This is a genomic window from Acidovorax cavernicola (assembly GCF_003581445.1).
The window spans coordinates 1-16,566 of record NZ_QXMN01000072.1; the positions used below are offsets into that span (position 1 = coordinate 1).

Consider the following 16,566-nt stretch of genomic DNA (forward strand, 5'->3'; position numbering starts at 1 on the left):
GGGTGGTGGGCGATGGTTTTCATGGCAGGGCTTCCAATGGAAAGAAGGGGCATCGACTGGTGCCTCAGGCCGGCAGGGGGCGCCAGTCCTCGGCTTGCGCCAGCTCGGGATCGGTTTCGATCGCGCGGCTGCGATCCTCGATCTGCGCCTCGTCGGTCAGGGCCCGGTGCAGGCAGGTTCGCGCGAGGGTCGCACCGCGCAGGTCGGCCTGGTGCAGGTGCGCATGGCGCAGGTCGGCATACGTGAGGTCCGCCCCGTTGAAGCGGGCCCGGTCCAGCGCGGCACCGGCGAAATGGGCCTGGTGCAGGCGCGCGGCGCTGAAGTTCGCCTGCGGCAGCCGGGCACCCGTGAACAGTGCCTGCGTCAGCACGGCACTGGAGAAATCGACACCGGTCCCTTCGGCCTCGCAGAACAGGGCCAGGGGCGCATCGATGCGGTCGAAGCGCGCCTCGTCGAGCTTGGCGCCCTGAAAGTTGCACTGGCGCAGCGGCGCCCCGCTGAATCGGGCCCCGCGCAGGTCGGCGCTCGCGAACTGGCAGCTCTCGAGCGCGACATCCTCGAACGACACGCCGGCAAGCTGCGTGGTGGAGAACGCCACGCGCAGCAGGTGGGCGCCGCGCCACGCCACATGGCGCAGATCGCAGCCGGCCACGGTCACGTGGATCCAGCGCGTCGACTCGGCACCCAGGTCGACCAGGCTGCTCTCTGTCAGCACGCAGGCGTCCAGCAGCGCGCCGCGCAACATCGCGTGGTCGAGACGGGTCTTGGTGCAGGCGAGCATGCTCAGGTCGGCACCTGACAGGTTCGCATGCGGTGCCTGGCATTCGCTGAACACGGCCGCGTGCAGGCTGGCATCGTGCAGGTCGATGTGGTCCATCGGGCACTGATTGAACACGGCGCGGTGCAACCGCGCGCCGCCCAGCAGCGCGCCGCGCAGGTCGCACTGGTTGAACACGGCCTCGCGCAGGTCGGCCCCACGCAGATCGGCCTTGGAAAAATTCACCCGGTCGAACAGCCCGCCGGCCAGCTGCGCATTCGAGAAATGGCCGCCCGACAGGTCGAGCCCGGCAATCGACTCGCCGAGCAGCACGGCCAGGGTCAGCGTGGTGGGGTTCATCATGGCGGCGTCGTCCTCAGGCACCCGCGGCCTGCTGCTCGGGCGTGAGCCGAGGCCATGTGCGCGCGCGCTGCAGCAGGGCCCCCTCGAAGCGCACGTCGCCATCGAGCCGCGCGCGCGACAGGTCGGCCGCGAACAGGTTGCTGTTGCGCAAGTCGCAGCCGCGCAGGTCGGCATGTTGCAGGATCGCCTCGCTGAAGTTCACCCCTGCCAGCCTCGCGCCTCGCAGCACCGTGCGGCGCAGCAACGCGCCCTTGGCCGAGGCCAGCCGCCAGTCGCTGTCGGGGAGCCGGGCCTCGCACAGGTTGGCACCGTCGAGCACGCTGCCGAGCATCCGCGCACGCGACATGTCCGCGGCACCGAAGTTGGCGCCCTGCATCCGCGCCCCGGAGAAATCCGCGTCGGCCAGTTCGCAGTGCTGGGCGAACACCATGCCCATGCCGCGTGCACCGCCGAAACGGACACCGGCCAGCTTGCAGGTGACCAGGTTGGCCTGGGCCAGATGGGCCTCGCGGAAATCGGCCCCGGTGAGGTCGCATTCGACGAACTGGCAGCCCGCGAGTTCGGCCTCGGCGAGCGAGAGGCCCGGCAGCGACAGCCGGTAGAAAAGCTGCTCGGGCGCCTGCAGTCCGTGCGCATCGGTGCCGTCCCAGCGCGTGCCGACCAGCATGGCGCCCTTCATCCGGGCGCGCCGCAGCGAAAGGCCGCTCAGATCGGCATGCGACAGCTGCGTCGCGCTGAAATCGGCCTCATCGAACACCGCGCCTTTCCAGCGTGTGCCCCCCAGGTTGGCGCCCTGGAGAATGGCCCGGATGCCGATCGCGCCGTCGAGGTTCGCATGCGCCAGCACCGCAGCCGTGAAGTTCGCGCCCGACACGTTGGCCTTGCCGAAGTCCACGCTCTCGAGCCACGCGCCGGCGAAATTGACATCGCGCAGATCCAGCCCCGAGAAGTCGGCACCGGTGAAGTCCATGCCGCCGAAGAAGCGCAGCCCGCCGGCCAGTGCCTGCTTCATGCCGTCCTTCAGCGTCTGGGCCTGTGCCGCCTGCATCGCGGGCGCGGGCTGCTGCGCGTGCGCGCCCTGCAGGTAGCCCAGCCGCTCCATCGCTTCCTGCTGCAGCAATTGGCCATGCACGGCTGCGAGGTCGAACGCACCGGTCGCACCGGCGTTCGCGCCCTGGAGCTGCGCCAGCGCCACATCGGCATTGAAGAGCGGCGGCCCCCGGTGCTCGATGGGCTTCATGGCCGGATTCGCCTTGCGCGCCGCCGCCGCCTGCTCGAGGGCGTCGAGCGCATCGTCGACGGCCGCCAGCTTCTGCGCTTCGGCCTCCTGCAGCTTCTGCTTCAGGTGGGCCACGCGCTGCGCCGGCGCCGGGGGCTCTTCGCGCGGCGGCATGACGATGCCCATCGCATCCGGGTCGCGACCGCTGGCGCGCAACTCTTCCCGCGCAAGGGCCACGTCGATCTCGGCGCGGCGGTACTGCGCCTGCGCCTGCAGACCCTGGCTCGCGAAGGCCTCGGCAGCCCGCTCGGCCTCGGGGTCCACTGCGTCGATGCCTTCAGGCAGCAGGTCGCTGTCGTCCAGGCATTCGACCCCGCCCCATCGTGGATCGGCGCGCCGCGCCAGCGCATCGAGGTAGTGGGTGTCAGGCCGCGACGCATCGACGCGCTCGACGGCGCCGAGCAGCCCGTGCACGTCGGAGCCGTCGTCAGTGGCCACCTCCGCCAGTCCCTGGAACAGCAGCAGCGCCCGTTCGGCATGTGGAAAGAACCAGACCGTCGTCAGGCGCAGCGGCACTTCGCGCAAGCGCGGCTCGGCGGCACCGACGGCGCGATAGTCGGCGAACACGCGCGCGCGCAAGCCGGGCAGTCGGCCTTCGAGCCGCGGCTTCTTCGGATGCATGTGATCGAACTGGAAAGGCTCGTCGCCGCGCAGTGGGGCGTCGAACCATTGGTCCTCTGGGGCGAGGTTGAAGTAGCGCCAGTCCAGGTCGGGCGCGAAGCCCGGCGCGTGCGCCTTGAGGTAGTCCGCGTCGTAGGTGCCGCGAAATCGCGCGCGCTCCGGGTGCATCGGTCCCCGCAGGCCAAAGCCTGCGGGCGCCACGGACTGTGCCGGATCGCGCAGGGGCTGGTCGGGTCGCTCGATGTTCGGCAGCCGGTGGTGCCCGCCTTCGGGCGCGGCGCCGATGCCATCGGGGTTGGCCGGCACCGCGGCCCCCCCGTAGGCATGCGCGGCATCGATGGGCATCGCGTCGAACGCCAGTGGCGCGCTGGCCTTCGTGCCCTCCCAGTGGCGATCACCGAAGACGAGCAGGGTCTTGCTGCGGCTGCCCAACCGTGCGCGCACCGCGCAGGCGGTAGGGCTTTCAGCGGGAGGAAAGGCCTGGCCGTGCACGAGGAACTCGGGCGTGAGCTTGGCTACGCCCTCGTCGACCAGAGGCACCGCCATCTCGCGTCCGATGAAGTTCCAGGCCGACTGCTCGCCCCACAGCGTGCCGCCCTCGGCCTGCTCGAAAGGCACGTGCAGCATGGCCGTCACGCACAGGCCGAAGCGCTTGCGGAACTCGATCGGCCGGGTGCTCAGGCAGACGGCCTGGGGTTTGACGACTTGCATGATGGTTCGGGCGAGGCCTTCTTCCCGATCAGCCGTTGGGATTGCCGTCGTCGTCGCGGCTGAGCAGCCTGTTGGCGCCGCGCTCGCTGCCCACGGCGTCGACGCCGGGGACCATGCCCATCAGTGCCAGCAACGCGCCGCCGGTTCCCACCGTCGCAACCGTGAGGGCGCCGTCGTTGAGATTGGTGTTCACCAGATTGCGCATGCGCTCCAGCCGCCCGCGCATGCCGGGAATGCGGTCGATGTCGCTGCTCGAGAGAATTTCGTTCATCAGCTTCCTCGCGTCGGCGTACTGGGAACCCAGGGACGCCGCGCCGCTGATCATGGACACGGCTCCGTACGCAAGGCTCGCGACCGCACCCACCGTCCCGGCAGTTGCCATGGCGGCCGTCGCATCGGTTCCCGCTCCGGCCCCTGCGCCCGGCATGATCGAATGCAGCGGGGCCTGCCGCACCGAGGTGCCGTCGCGCTCGATCTTCAGGCCGGCCACCGACTCCATGCTGATGGCCAGGGTGTTGTCGACCTTCAGGCCGAGGAAGTTCGACATCGCGATGCCCAGCGCGTTGTCCATGCTCAGCCCCATGAAGGTCGAGCGGGTGACGCCGAGGTTGAAGTCCGTGTTGTTGCCGATGTAGCCGCTGGTGTTGGGGCCGAGCACCGTGGTGTTCGATCCCACCGACACGGTGTTGATGTTGCCGATGGCCACCATGTTGAGCTCGGTGTTGCTCACCAGCGTGTACTTCTGGAACGCCGCGGCATACGGTGCGGCATTGGCGTCGATCTTCATCGAGTTGCCGCCGGTCACCTTGAACTCCATGTGCCCGGCCTCGAAGACCATGGTCGGGGCCTTGTACTTCACCCCGCCCTGCACCGTGACGGTCTGCGTGCCCGTGACCGTGCGCGTCTCGTTGCCGCCGGTGATGTCGGTGCGGTTGCCGTCGGACTGGATCTTGTGATGGCCCTTCACCAGCAACGCATGGTCGATGTCGACATTCGTGGTCTGATAGCCCACCACATGGTTGTCCTGGTTCTTGCCGACCGTGAGCTTCTGGAACTTCTGGATGATCGTGGTGTCGTTGTTCTCCACGGTCGTCTTGCGGTCCCGCACGACCGTGGAGGTCTGGTCGCGTTTCACGGTCACGGTCTGGTCGCGGTCCACCGTGGTGGAGTCGTCCAGTTCCACGCTGCGGCTCATGTTCTTCTCGGCGTGGATGTTGATGTTCTCCTCGCCCTTCTTGTCCTCGAACATGATCTCGTTGTAGTTGTTCACGCCGCCGCCGGGCGTGGACCGCGTGCGAAAGCCGCTCTGCGTGGGCGACTTGTACGGAATGGGCTGGTCGTCGTTGTAGACGCGGCCCACGATCACGGGGCGGTCGGGGTCGCCGTTGAGGAAGTCGACGATCACCTCCTGCCCGATGCGCGGCGCGAAGTAGCCGCCCCAGCCCTTGCCGCCCCAGGGTTGCGACACGCGCACCCAGCAGGTCGACTTCTCGTTGCTCTCGTCGTAGCGGTCCCAGTGAAAGTGCACCTTCACGCGGCCGTGGTCGTCCACGTGCAGCTCGTCGCCCTTGGGGCCGACCACGATGGCCGTCTGCGGGCCGGGCATGGTCACGCGCGGCGTGAGGCGCGGCGCGCGGAACGGGCGGTCGACCGGCATCACGGTGAGCAGGAAGAGGCTGCTGCCGGTCTGCGCGGCGGCCAGCGCGGGCGTGGCGGCGATCAGCTCTTCCAGCACCGGCAGGGTGTCGGCGTTCACGGCGTCGTCGCGCAGCACCTCGGCCAGCGCGCGCTGCACGGGCTGCGCCGGCGAACTGGCGCTCACACCCTCGTAGCCGCGGTGGCTGGCGATGAAGGTGCAGGCGGCGATCACGTAGTCGCCGTTGCGCGTGCCGTCGGGGTCGTCCTCGAACTTGAAGCTGCGCCCGGCCGCGACGTCGGGCCACGGCGTGAGCGCCCAGTGGCGGTCGCGGCGCGCGTTGAGTTCGTCGCCGCGCAGCTTGGCGCGCGTCTCGGCGTCGTCGCCGCTGAAGTAGCCGCCGGGGAACTCGAACATCTCGAACTCCGCGAGTTCGTGCGTGTCGGAGCTGTCGATGTCGGCGCCCAGCTTCTTCTTGATGGCCTTGAAGTCGCTGTCGCGCGACGAATGCTTGCCGGTGTCGAACTGCCGCGCGCTGACCCAGCGCGAGATCTCGTTGAAGCGCGGCTCGGCCGCATTGACCGCCATGTGGCGCAGCGTGTCGGCGGCGGGCAGCTTGTCGTGCGCCATGTCGCTGGCGTCCGACAGGTGCATGGTGCCGGGCGCGTCGTGCGCATCGAACCAGTAGTAGATGCCTTCGTCTTCCAGCAGGCGCGACAGGAACTGGTAGTCGCTCTCCTGGTGCTGCACGCAATACCTGCGCGGGTTGTGCGTGCCGATGACGTTGGAGGCCTTGGTCTTCTTGAAGCGCTTGATCGGGCTGTCCTCGAACACCGCGTCGAGCACTTCGAGCACCTTCTTTTCCTGGTGGATGCGCGAGTTGGCGCGCTTGGTGAGCAGCCAGAACCACGAGCGCAGCGCGATGCGGTACTCGTAGTGCCGTCCCATGTGGCCCGCGCGCACGAAGCGCACGGCATGGCCCTGGCAGTGCCGCTCGTGCGCGCCGCCGTCGGCGTCCTTGAACTCGATGACGACGTCGAAGGCATGGCCCAGGATGTCCTTGGCGGCGAGGTCCTTGTTCTTCGACAGCACGGTGAGCTCGTAGGCCGCGGGCCGCGCCAGCGCCTCGTGCCCGACGATGCGCCAGAACATCAGGTCGTCCTTGGCGGGCGAATCGCTCTCGATGCGGAACTCGTGGTCGGCCATCTTCTTTTCTCTCGGAGTTGGAGGCGTCTCAGCGCGCTGTGGACACCCGGGTCATCGAGACGCCACGGTCGCGAGGCACGCCGCGGAACCGGCTTTGCCGGGCCGCTGGCGTGGCCCCCGGCGAGGGGGTTGGCGAAGCGACACGAAGTGCGCGAAGACTGGGGGTGTGCGTCATGTCAGTCGAACGCGTAGGTGAAGTCGGCGTCCTTCACGTCGAGCGCGACGCGGCGGATTTCTCCGCCGGATGCGAGACGTTGCAGGTACTCGACCGAAATCGTCGGCAGCACGGTGTTGGTGAGGATCGCGTCGATCACGCGCCCGCCCGATTCCGGGTCCTGGCAGCGCGCGACCACCTGGTCGACCACCGCGTCGCTGTACTCGAAGGGCACGCCGTGGTTCGTTTCCACGCGCTTCTTGATGCGGCCCAGCTGCAGCCGCACGATCTTCTTCATCATCTCGGGCGACAGCGGGTAGTAGGGAATGGTGACGATGCGGCCCAGCAGCGCGGGCGGGAACACCTTCATCAGCGGCGCCTTCAGCGCATCGGCCAGCGCGTTCGAATCGGGCAGCAGCTCGGGGTCGCGGCACATGCTCATCACGAGCTCGCTGCCGGCGTTGGTGGTGAGCAGGATGATCGTGTTCTTGAAATCGATCATGCGGCCCTCGCCGTCTTCCATCCATCCCTTGTCGAAGACCTGGAAGAAGATCTCGTGCACGTCCGGGTGGGCCTTCTCCACTTCGTCCAGCAGCACCACGCTGTAGGGCCGGCGGCGCACCGCCTCGGTCAGGATGCCGCCCTCGCCGTAGCCGACGTAGCCGGGGGGCGCGCCCTTGAGCGTGGAGACGGTGTGCGCCTCCTGGAACTCGCTCATGTTGATGGTGATGATGTTCTGCTCGCCCCCGTACAGCGCTTCGGCCAGCGCCAGCGCAGTCTCGGTCTTGCCCACGCCCGAGGTGCCGCACAGCATGAACACGCCGATGGGTTTCTGCGGGTTGTCCAGCCGCGCACGCGAGGTCTGGATGCGGCGCGCGATCATTTCCAGGCCATGCTTCTGGCCGATGACGCGCTGGTTCAGCGTGTCGGCGAGCTTGAGCACGGCCTCGACTTCGTTCTTGACCATGCGGCCGACGGGAATGCCGGTCCAGTCGGCGACGACCGAGGCCACGGCCTGTTCATCGACCGACGGCAGGATGAGCGGCGACTCGCCCTGCACCGCATGGATCTTGGCCTGCAGCTCGTGCAGTTCGGCCAGCAGCGCGGCGCGGTCGGGACCGGCTTCGGCGGGCTCTGCGGCAGCTTCGCCGGCTGCGGGTGCATCCACCGGCTTGTTGCCCGCGCGCAGCTTGCTGCGCAGTTCGAGCAACCGGTCGACCAGCCCCTTCTCTTCCTGCCAGCGCGCATTCAACGCATCGAGCTGCACCTTCGATTCGGCCAGCAGCGTGGCCACCAGCGCGGCGCGTTTGGTCACGTCGATGCCGATGGCTTCCTCGCGGCCGATGATCTCCTGCTCCACCGTGAGTCCTTCGATGCGACGCATGCAGTCTTCCACCTCGGGCGGCGTTGCGTGCTGCGACACGGCCACGCGCGCGCAGGCCGTGTCCAGCAGGCTCACGGCCTTGTCGGGCAATTGGCGCGCGGGAATGTAGCGATGCGAGAGCTTCACGGCCGCCTCGATGGCCTCGTCGAGCAGTTGCACGCGGTGGTGCTTCTCCAGCACGCTGGCCACGCCGCGCAGCATGAGGATGGCCTTGGTCTCGTCGGGCTCGGGCACCTGCACGACCTGGAAGCGCCGCGTGAGCGCCGGGTCTTTCTCGATGTATTTCTTGTACTCGGCCCAGGTGGTGGCGCCGATGGTGCGCAGGTTGCCGCGCGCGAGCGCGGGCTTGAGCAGGTTGGCCGCATCGCCGGTGCCGGCCGCGCCGCCTGCGCCCACCAGCGTGTGGATCTCGTCGATGAAAAGAATGATCGGCGTGGGCGAACTCTGCACCTCGTCGATCACCTGGCGCAGGCGCTGTTCGAACTCGCCCTTCATGCTCGCGCCGGCCTGCAGCAGGCCGATGTCGAGCGTGAGCAGCTTCACGTCCTTCAGCTGCGGCGGCACATCGCCGCGCGCCAGGCGCTGCGCGAAGCCTTCCACCACCGCGGTCTTGCCGACACCCGCTTCGCCCGTGAGCAGCGGGTTGTTCTGGCGGCGGCGCATGAGGATGTCGACGATCTGGCGGATTTCCTCGTCCCGCCCGGTCACCGGATCCATCTCTCCCTTCTTGGCTTTCTCCGTGAGGTCGACAGCAAATTTCTTGAGGGCATCGCCCTTGCCCATGGCGGCCGGCGCCATGGCGCCCGAGTCTTCGCCGGGGGCACCGCTGCCCATGCCGGTGCCGTCCTGCGCGCGCATCTGCGCTTCGGGCGAGGCGTCGCAAATCTTGGGGAAGTTGTCGGCCAGGTCTTCGACCTTGATCTTCTCGAACTGCTTCGACAGGCCGAACAGCGGGTTGCGCAGGCTCTGCGTCTTGAGCATGCCCACGAGGATGTAGCCGGTGCGCACCTGCGCCTCGCCGAACTGCAGGGTGGCGTAGGTCCACGCGCGTTCGATGGCGTTCTCGATGTGCGGCGAGAAGTCGCTGATGGCGGTGGCGCCGCGCGGCAGGCGGTCGAGCGCGGCGGTCATGTCCTTCGCGATCACCGACACATCGAGGCCGTAGTGCTGGATCACGCGGTGCAGGTCGGAGTCCTGCACCTGCAGCAGCTGGGCGAACCAGTGCTCCAGCTCCACGTACGGATTGCCCCGCATCTTGCAGAAGACGGTGGCGCCCTCGATGGCCTTGTAGGCCAGCGAGTTGAGTTTGCCGAAGAGGGCGGTGCGGCTGATTTCACTCATGGAGGACTCCGTATCTCATCTAGACGATTGGCGATGGGGTGGTTTGAAACGCCGGGGCCGACTTGCGCGCAATGCGCACATCGGCCGCGTCGCGCGCGCGGGGTCGGGTGCCGAGCCACGAGACCCAGCCCAGGCGCGGCGCATTGCCTTCGCGCTGGCCGAGCCGGGTGGCGGGCACCTGGGCCTTCTCGAGCACCAGCTCGGCGTCCCATTCGAGTTCGTCGCCCAAGAGCTGCTGCATCCAGCGTTGCAGCACGGGGCGTGCGCCGCCGATGGGCAGGAACATGCGGTACTGGTCGAGCGTGAGCGGGCCCAGGTGCAGGCGCACGCGGTGCTGGCGGTCCCAGGCGCGGGTGCCGAGCATGGCGCCCATGCCCATCGAGCGCGAACTCTCGCCCTGCCCCAGCCGCGTGAGGTCGTCCGCCGGCAGGCGCATCCAGTGACCGACCCAGCGTTCCAGCTTCACCGGCACGCCGAAGTAGCTGCACAGCACCGACTCGACACTTTCCGCGTTGTGCACGCGGCGCGCCAGCCAGCCCGCGAAGTGCAGGCGCGCGTCGTCGTGGATCTCGTCGCGCCCGATGCGCCCCGGCGTGCCGATGCCGACCAGCGCGCCGATCTGCAGGCGGAAGCGGTCTTCACCCGGCCGGTCGAGCGCCACGGCAGGGCGCGACTGCGCCCACGCGCGGTAGAAGTGCAGCGAGAAGCGATGCGAGAAGCTGTCCAGAAAGGCCAGCCACGTCGGATCGCCGTGGTTCAGGCTGCGCTCGCGGATGAAGTCGCTCAGGTGCACCGGCAGCGGGCCGTTGGGACCGATGTAGCCGAAGAAGTGCTGGCGCAGACGCGGCGGCGACGCCTCGGTGGCCGGCTCGAAGCGGCTGAAGCTGGCGGGCGCGAACGACAGCGAGGGCTCCTGCCCCACGCGCACCGGTTCGGCGCTGGGCAGCAAGGCACGGCCCCAGCGCGGCGAGGTCTTCGCGACCGACTCGAGCCTTCGCATCACGGCGAAGTAGTCGAAGTCCCACGGCTGCGCCGACCACGCGCGCAATGCGTGGTCAACCCGGGCATTGACGGTCTCCCCCAGGCTCGCCGCTTCGCGGACTTCGCCTCCCCCCTCGCCAGCGAGGGGGCGCTCGCCTTCGGGCGGCCGGGCGGCGACCCTCACAGAATCTGTCGTGTCCCGCACAGCGGCCTCCAGCGCATGGCTTCGCCCTTGCCGGCGACACGCAGCACGGTCTCGACGAAGTGGTTCACCTCGACGTGGCGCGCGAGAAACTGCGCGAGCACGGCGCCGAACAGGAAGGCGCTGTGGCCGTGGAAGGCGTCCTTGTCGACTTCCAGCGTCACCTCGAGCCCGCGCCCGAAGGCGATCGGTCCCTTCATCGGCAGGCGGCGCGCCACCGGCTGGCTCCTGACCGACAGCAGCCCGCGCACCTGGCCCTGGCGCATCTCGTCGGCATGCACGGCGTAGAGCATGAGCGTCTCGCGCAGCGCGGCGGCGCCCTGCTCTGGCGTGCTGTCGGACAGCGACAGGTAGTTGAGCGCCAGGTGATCCACCACGCGCCAGCCCAGCCCCTGGCTCACCACCGGCGACACCGGCCGCGACGGCCCTCGCACCATGCGCACGCGCTGCACGGGGAAGGAATCGACGCAGTCGAAGTCGTTGTCGCGTCCCATCGGCATCAGCAGCGGCAGGTCGCGGTTGGTGCACAGCGCGGTCACGGCGAGCTGGCGCAGCGTGGCGGCATACGGCGCCTGCTGCGGATCGACGATCTGCATGTAGACCTCGGAGCCGATGTGGCTGCTGCGGTGGCCTTCGGTGCGCTGGCGCACCGACAGCATGCGCGGCTCGCGCGCGGTCGTGAAGTAGGCCGGGTGGCTGTTGCGGCTGCCGTGGAAGGCCGAGTAGAACGGCCGGAACGGCTGCTCGGCCACCGCGGCGTCGGCACCCGGCGCGCCGTGTCCGATGACCTCGGTGACGGTGTGCACCTCGAAGTCCTGCGGCCGTGTGCGGTCGGGCACGAGGTGGAACTGGCTCACGCCCTCGGTCACGGGCACGCGGTCGAGCCGCCGGGTGAACAGGTTGACGGCGGGCACGCAGTGCAGCTGCACGTTGTCGGCGCTCACCAGCTTCTCGAGCGCCGCATCGCCGCGCGAGAACAGCAGCACGATCTCCAGGTCGGTCACCGGCATCGTCGCGAGCAAGGCCTGCAGTCCGCCGATGCGCGCGAACTGGAAGCGCTGCGGAAACGCGAAGTACTCCTGCAGCAGCCGGAAACCCGAGAAGCCCGTGGCCGTGACCGGCAGCAGGGCCTCGTCGTCCTCGAAGCCGACCGCGCCGATGGCGCTGCCCGGCAGGCTGCGCGCGGTGCCCTGCAGGGCGCCGCCGGTCGTGAGCGGGCGTACCCAGACGCCGACGGGTTGGCCCAGCGCGCATTCGTGCAGCTGCCAGGCCACGTCTTCCGCGCCGCCGAAGTGCAGCACCAGATCGTCGAGCGCGATCTGGCTGAAGTTCAGGCCCGCCGTGGCGCGCAGCGCAATGCGCAGGCCGCCGCGGATGGCGCGCGACTGCGGGTGGGTGTTCAGCGGCAGGTCGGGCGCATAGGTGAAGTACTGGGCTCGCTGCACTTCGATCGGCCAGATGCGCAGCGCGGCGGCCGTGCGGAACTCGCAGTGCGTGTTCTGCCCCACGGCCTGGCGCGCGCGCAGGCCGGCGCCGCGCGGCAGCGTGGGGCCGGCCGCGAGGTTGGCGTCCTCCGGGTCGGGCACGAACGAGACCACCGTCATGGCCGGTGTGGGGGCCAGGAAGTGCGGGTAGACGATGTCGAGCAGGTGGCCCGTGAAGCGCGGGTATTCGGCGTCGAGCTTCAGGCCCACGCGCGCCGAAAGAAAAGCCGTGGCCTCGATCAGCCGCTCCACGTACGGGTCTGCGACTTCCTGGCCTTCGATGCCCAGGCGATGCGCGATCTTCGGGAACGCACGGGCGAACTCCGAGGCGCTTTCGCGGAAGTAGCGCAGCTCCTGTTCGTACAGGCTCAGCAGCCGAGGGTCCATGTCGGACTTACCTTGGGTTTTGCGCCATGTCCACGATCTCTATGCGGCCCTCTTCCAGATCGACGCGGCTTCGCATGAGGAACTCGAGCGGCACGGGCTGCGCCCACAGCATGCCGCGGATCTGCAGGCCGATGCTGTTGTGGGACTCCAGGGCCGGGCCTTCCATGACGAGTTCGACTTCGAGTGTGCGGGACAAAATGCGCGGCTCGAACTGCAGGATTGCGTTCTTCAAAGCCTGTTCCATGCTGACACGCTGCACCGACGAGGTGAACTGGCCAGACAGCATAGGCAATCCGTAGTTGATGACGGAGCGCGCGGCATTGGGGTGCTGCTTGTCGTCCATCGAGAGGCCGTGCCCCGTGGCATTGAAGAGCCAGCCGAGGTCGCGCAGCACAGCCTGGCGCAGCGCCTGCTTGGTGAGCGTGCGCTTGTCGTCGCCCTCGCGCTTCTCGTCGGGCGCGTGATCGACGAGGCGATCGAGCAGCGAGGGCTGCAGCCGCTCCTGCGCGGTGAGTTCAGCCACCGCCGCTGCTTTCGCCGCCCTCGGCCCCGACCGTGGCGTCGGCAGTGGGCGTGAAGAGGATCTCGCGCACGTCCATCAGCGCGTACTCGCCGGCGTCGCTGCCGAGCACGCGTTGTCCGTAGCCGGCCCAGACCTCGGGGCGCAGCTCGCGCCACTCGGTCTTGCGCGCCAGCCGCAGCTCGCCGTCGTCCTGTGTCTCGGTGCCTTCGTAGCGCGTGGGAATGAGCGCCAGCGTTTCGCCGCCGTTCTCGAACTGCAGGTGCGCGGGCATCCAGACGCAGTCGCGCAGGTCTTCGGGCGGCTCGATCTTGATGTGCGCGAGCCGCGCATATGGAATCCAGTAGTACTTGCCGTTGACGAAGGCTTCGAGCACCGGGCCCAGGCGCATGTCGGCGTCGGCCAGCCATTCGAAGGGCGCGCCGTCGATGGTGCCGGCGATGGCGGGCGCGCCGTCGAAGGCGCGCTGGCGCAGGTCTTCGGCCAGCTCGCTCTCGCCGCGGCCTTGCCGCAGCAGCGATTCGATGAGCAGTGCCAGCCATTCGTCGGGCTGGCCGAAGATCATCGGCGTGCGCGTGCCGGCGAACACTTCGGCGCGCAGGCCTTCGCAGCGTACGGCCTCGCCGTACACCTGCTTCATGGGCACGGCGAGTGCATCGAGCTCGGCCGCGACGGTGAGCTGGTTGAGCGCGCGCTCCCACTGCCCGAGCACGCACAGCAGCTGCGCCATGAAGACGCGGTGCTTCGGGTCGGAGGGCTTGGCGCGCACGTCGTCGCTCAGGGCCTTGAGGGCGGCGGCCGGGTCGGCGGCCTTGAGAAAGTCTGCGGCGGTCGTCGTCATGGCGGGGTGCTCCTGGAGGCGTTCGGGTCAGACCCGGGTGAACTGGCATTCGCGCACCGCGCCGCGCGCGCCGCTGGTCTTCTGCGGGGCCGACTTGATCTTCACCGTGCGGTAGCTGATGGAGACCAGCTCCGAAGGCACGCCCCAGTGGCCGCCGGAGTTGAGCACCAGCCGGCAGATGCGCGCGTTCTCCAGCGATATCTCGAAGGTCGATTGCGCCTCGGGCGATTGCGGGTCGCCGCCGGCCTTGAAGGCGCTGATGATGACCTTCAGGTCTTTTTCCTGCGCGCGCAGCAGGCTGGCGAGCGTGGCCGTGGCCGCGTCGCTGCGGCGCGCGACCACCAGGTTGTTGGGCACGACCTGGTTCTGCGCGGACGACTCGGGCACCTGCACCGACCAGTAGTAGCCGCCGATGTTCAGGCGCGCCTTGCCGTCGTCGAAGACGCGTTCGAGCTCGCCCTCGACGGGCGATCCCTTGCTCTCGATCATCATGACCAGGTCGGTCTCGGCCGAGCCGGTGCCGATCAGTTCGTAGAACTGCCGTGCGTCTTCGGGGCTCCAGGAGCCGTCTTCGAGAAATGCCATATCAACCTCCGGATTCGGACAAGAAACACAACTGGACCGGCACCACGCGCGCCCGCCTCATGGCCGCGCTCCGCCATCTGCCGTGCCGGCGCTGCCGCTCCTGCGCAGCAAGGCCGCAAACACCTGGCGCTCGCTGCTCGCGGCCGGCGGCTGGCCGCCGCGCACACGCACTTCCGACACATCGGCCTGCGCCGCGGTGGTCACGCCGAACAGGCGCGGCGCGCTGTGGGGCGCGGCCGGTACGGCCATGACGAGCAGACGCGCCTCGCCGGACGCGTCGAGCCAGGGCAGCTCGAAACGCTTGACCGCCGGTTGCTCGGGCGTGCCGCGCTTGAAGCGGTTGGTTTCGCCGGCGCCGTCGGGATACACCGCCTGCAGCGCGCCGCGCGCATCGATGCCGGTGATGACGAGGTCGAGCGAACGGCCGCTGGTGTTGCGCACGTTCAGGCGCACGCGCTCGCCGGCACGCCATGCGGGCAGCCCGCTCGCGGCCTCGGCGAGCGGCACGCTGCGCAGCAGCCGGTCGGCGCTCCAGACTTCGAGCACCGCGTCGAAACCATCGAGCTGGCCGCCCTTCGCATGCGCCTGCAACTGGGCCAGCCACTTGAGCTGCGCCAGGGCCTGGAGGCGGCGGCGCAGCGCCGGGACATCGGGCACCACGACGGCGGAGGCGGCGGTGCCGAACACGGGCGCGAGTGCCTCGAGGCGATGGCCCGCGGGGCCGAGGTCGGTCCAGCGCACGTCGGCGCTCGCGGGGTCGTCGGCCAGGCGGATCGCGGCCGGGTAGTCCAGGCTCAGGCCGGCGGGCAGCGGTTTGTCGGCGCGCACGCGCAGCGCCGTCGCGGCCGGCTCTGCGATGGGCGTGACGCTCCAGAACACGCTGCCCGACAGGTCTTTCAACGCCGCGGGCACGGCGAGCCAGGCCCCGCCGAGCTTGATCTGCGCGATGGCGGCCGGCGCGCGGCGCACGGTGCCGTCGTCGAGCGTCGCGAGCACGCGCACCTCCTGCTGCGCCGCCAGGCCGTCGAGCAGGCCGGCCTTGACGGCCAGGCTGTCGCCGCTGCGCTGCGCGCCCCACACAGGGCGCGTGGACGCGGGCGCGCCGCTGTTGGCGAACAGCGGCGCATCGAGGTTGCCCTCGGCCACGGGCGAGGGCAGCTCGCGCGTGGGAAAACGCTGCGCGAGTTCGTCGATGACCGGCGGGTACAGCGCGAGCACGCCGTCGAACAGGTCGCGCCAGGTGGCGGGCTTGCGCGCCAGCGACTCGACCACGGCCCAGGTCAGCAGGCCCTGCGGCCGGGCGCCGCGCGCCTTGCGCGGCAGGCGCAGCTCGGGCGTGATCTGGTGGCTCTCGGATGCGAACAACGCCACGTAGCGGGCGCGCGGCACGGCATCGGTCGCGGCCGGCGGCGCGGCAAGCGGTCGCGCGGGCGCGCCGCCGCCCGTGAGCTGCGTCGTGCGCAGGCCGCGCCAGCGCACTTCGTCGTCGGCCGGCCCCTCGGCGGTCGCGGGCGCATCGCCCGTGCCGCGTGTCATGGAGTTGGCGGAGCAGGTGTCGAACACCGAGGCGACGAACACGTTCTTCGCCAGGAAGGCCTGGATCCAGGCGTCGAAGTCGACGTCGCGCAAGTCGCCGCTCAGGGCAGCGTCGGCGCCGAGCGTGCCGCGCACGTCGCGCGCCAGGAAGTTCTCCGACAGGCCGTCGGGCTCCTGGTAGCGCTTGGCCACGTCGCGCAGGCGCGTGCCATGACCGGAGAAATACAGCAGCACGAAATCGCCGCTGGCCGACTGCGCGAGCAGTCGCGCCAGGGCCTGGTGAATGGCCTGCGATTCGGGCAGCGCGGCGCCGGGCACGCCGTCGGCGAGCACGGCAACGTCGGGTGCGGTGAAGCCCTGCTTCAGCAAGGCATCGCGCATGAGCATCACGTCGTTGCGCGGCGCCTGCAGCCACAGAGACTGCGGCTGGTTGACGAGTTCGGAGACGCCGACGAGCAGGGCGCGCGGGGTGGCGAAGGCGGTGCTGCCGGCAATCAGCAGTGCCAGCATCAACAGCACTTGCAGGCCGAGCACCCGCATGGCTCCTTCCCCCGCTGGGGGAAGGCTGTCTCTTATAC

At 69.4% G+C, this 16,566-nt stretch carries 10 protein-coding genes; all 10 read right to left on the reverse strand.

Annotated elements, in window-relative coordinates:
• Positions 1 to 64: 64 nt before the first annotated feature.
• Positions 65 to 1,120 (reverse strand): pentapeptide repeat-containing protein, encoded by a 1,056-nt coding sequence (locus tag D3H34_RS29930; RefSeq protein ID WP_286186455.1) that lies wholly within the window; start codon positions 1,118 to 1,120, stop codon positions 65 to 67.
• A gap of 13 nt (positions 1,121 to 1,133) precedes the next feature.
• Positions 1,134 to 3,731, reverse strand: a complete 2,598-nt coding sequence (locus D3H34_RS29935) for a DUF2169 family type VI secretion system accessory protein (protein ID WP_119558393.1) — start codon at positions 3,729 to 3,731, stop codon at positions 1,134 to 1,136.
• Positions 3,732 to 3,759: 28 nt separating this feature from the next.
• The gene (locus tag D3H34_RS29940; protein WP_119558395.1) at positions 3,760 to 6,573 is read right to left on the reverse strand and encodes a type VI secretion system Vgr family protein; all 2,814 of its coding nucleotides are present in this window, start codon (positions 6,571 to 6,573) and stop codon (positions 3,760 to 3,762) included.
• A 176-nt stretch (positions 6,574 to 6,749) separates the two neighbouring features.
• On the reverse strand, positions 6,750 to 9,452 hold the full coding sequence (tssH, locus tag D3H34_RS29945) for a type VI secretion system ATPase TssH (protein WP_119558397.1): 2,703 nt from the start codon (positions 9,450 to 9,452) through the stop codon (positions 6,750 to 6,752).
• Positions 9,453 to 9,471: 19 nt separating this feature from the next.
• Positions 9,472 to 10,500, reverse strand: a complete 1,029-nt coding sequence (gene tssG, locus D3H34_RS29950; RefSeq protein ID WP_286186456.1) for a type VI secretion system baseplate subunit TssG — start codon at positions 10,498 to 10,500, stop codon at positions 9,472 to 9,474.
• A 113-nt stretch (positions 10,501 to 10,613) separates the two neighbouring features.
• Positions 10,614 to 12,506 carry a type VI secretion system baseplate subunit TssF gene (gene tssF, locus D3H34_RS29955; protein ID WP_119558399.1) on the reverse strand — a complete coding sequence of 631 codons (1,893 nt, stop codon included), beginning with the start codon at positions 12,504 to 12,506 and terminating at the stop codon, positions 10,614 to 10,616.
• Between the two features lie 7 nt (positions 12,507 to 12,513).
• Positions 12,514 to 13,029 (reverse strand): type VI secretion system baseplate subunit TssE, encoded by a 516-nt coding sequence (gene tssE, locus D3H34_RS29960; RefSeq protein WP_062481207.1) that lies wholly within the window; start codon positions 13,027 to 13,029, stop codon positions 12,514 to 12,516.
• Positions 13,022 to 13,867 carry a type VI secretion system accessory protein TagJ gene (locus D3H34_RS29965; RefSeq protein WP_119558401.1) on the reverse strand — a complete coding sequence of 282 codons (846 nt, stop codon included), beginning with the start codon at positions 13,865 to 13,867 and terminating at the stop codon, positions 13,022 to 13,024. Before D3H34_RS29965 ends, tssE begins: the two co-directional genes overlap by 8 nt.
• Positions 13,868 to 13,894: 27 nt before the next feature.
• A complete protein-coding gene (locus tag D3H34_RS29970; protein WP_119558403.1) occupies positions 13,895 to 14,452 on the reverse strand; it encodes a type VI secretion system tube protein Hcp in 558 nt (185 codons plus the stop codon).
• Between the two features lie 57 nt (positions 14,453 to 14,509).
• A complete protein-coding gene (locus D3H34_RS29975; RefSeq protein WP_119558405.1) occupies positions 14,510 to 16,528 on the reverse strand; it encodes a caspase family protein in 2,019 nt (672 codons plus the stop codon).
• Positions 16,529 to 16,566: the final 38 nt, after the last annotated feature.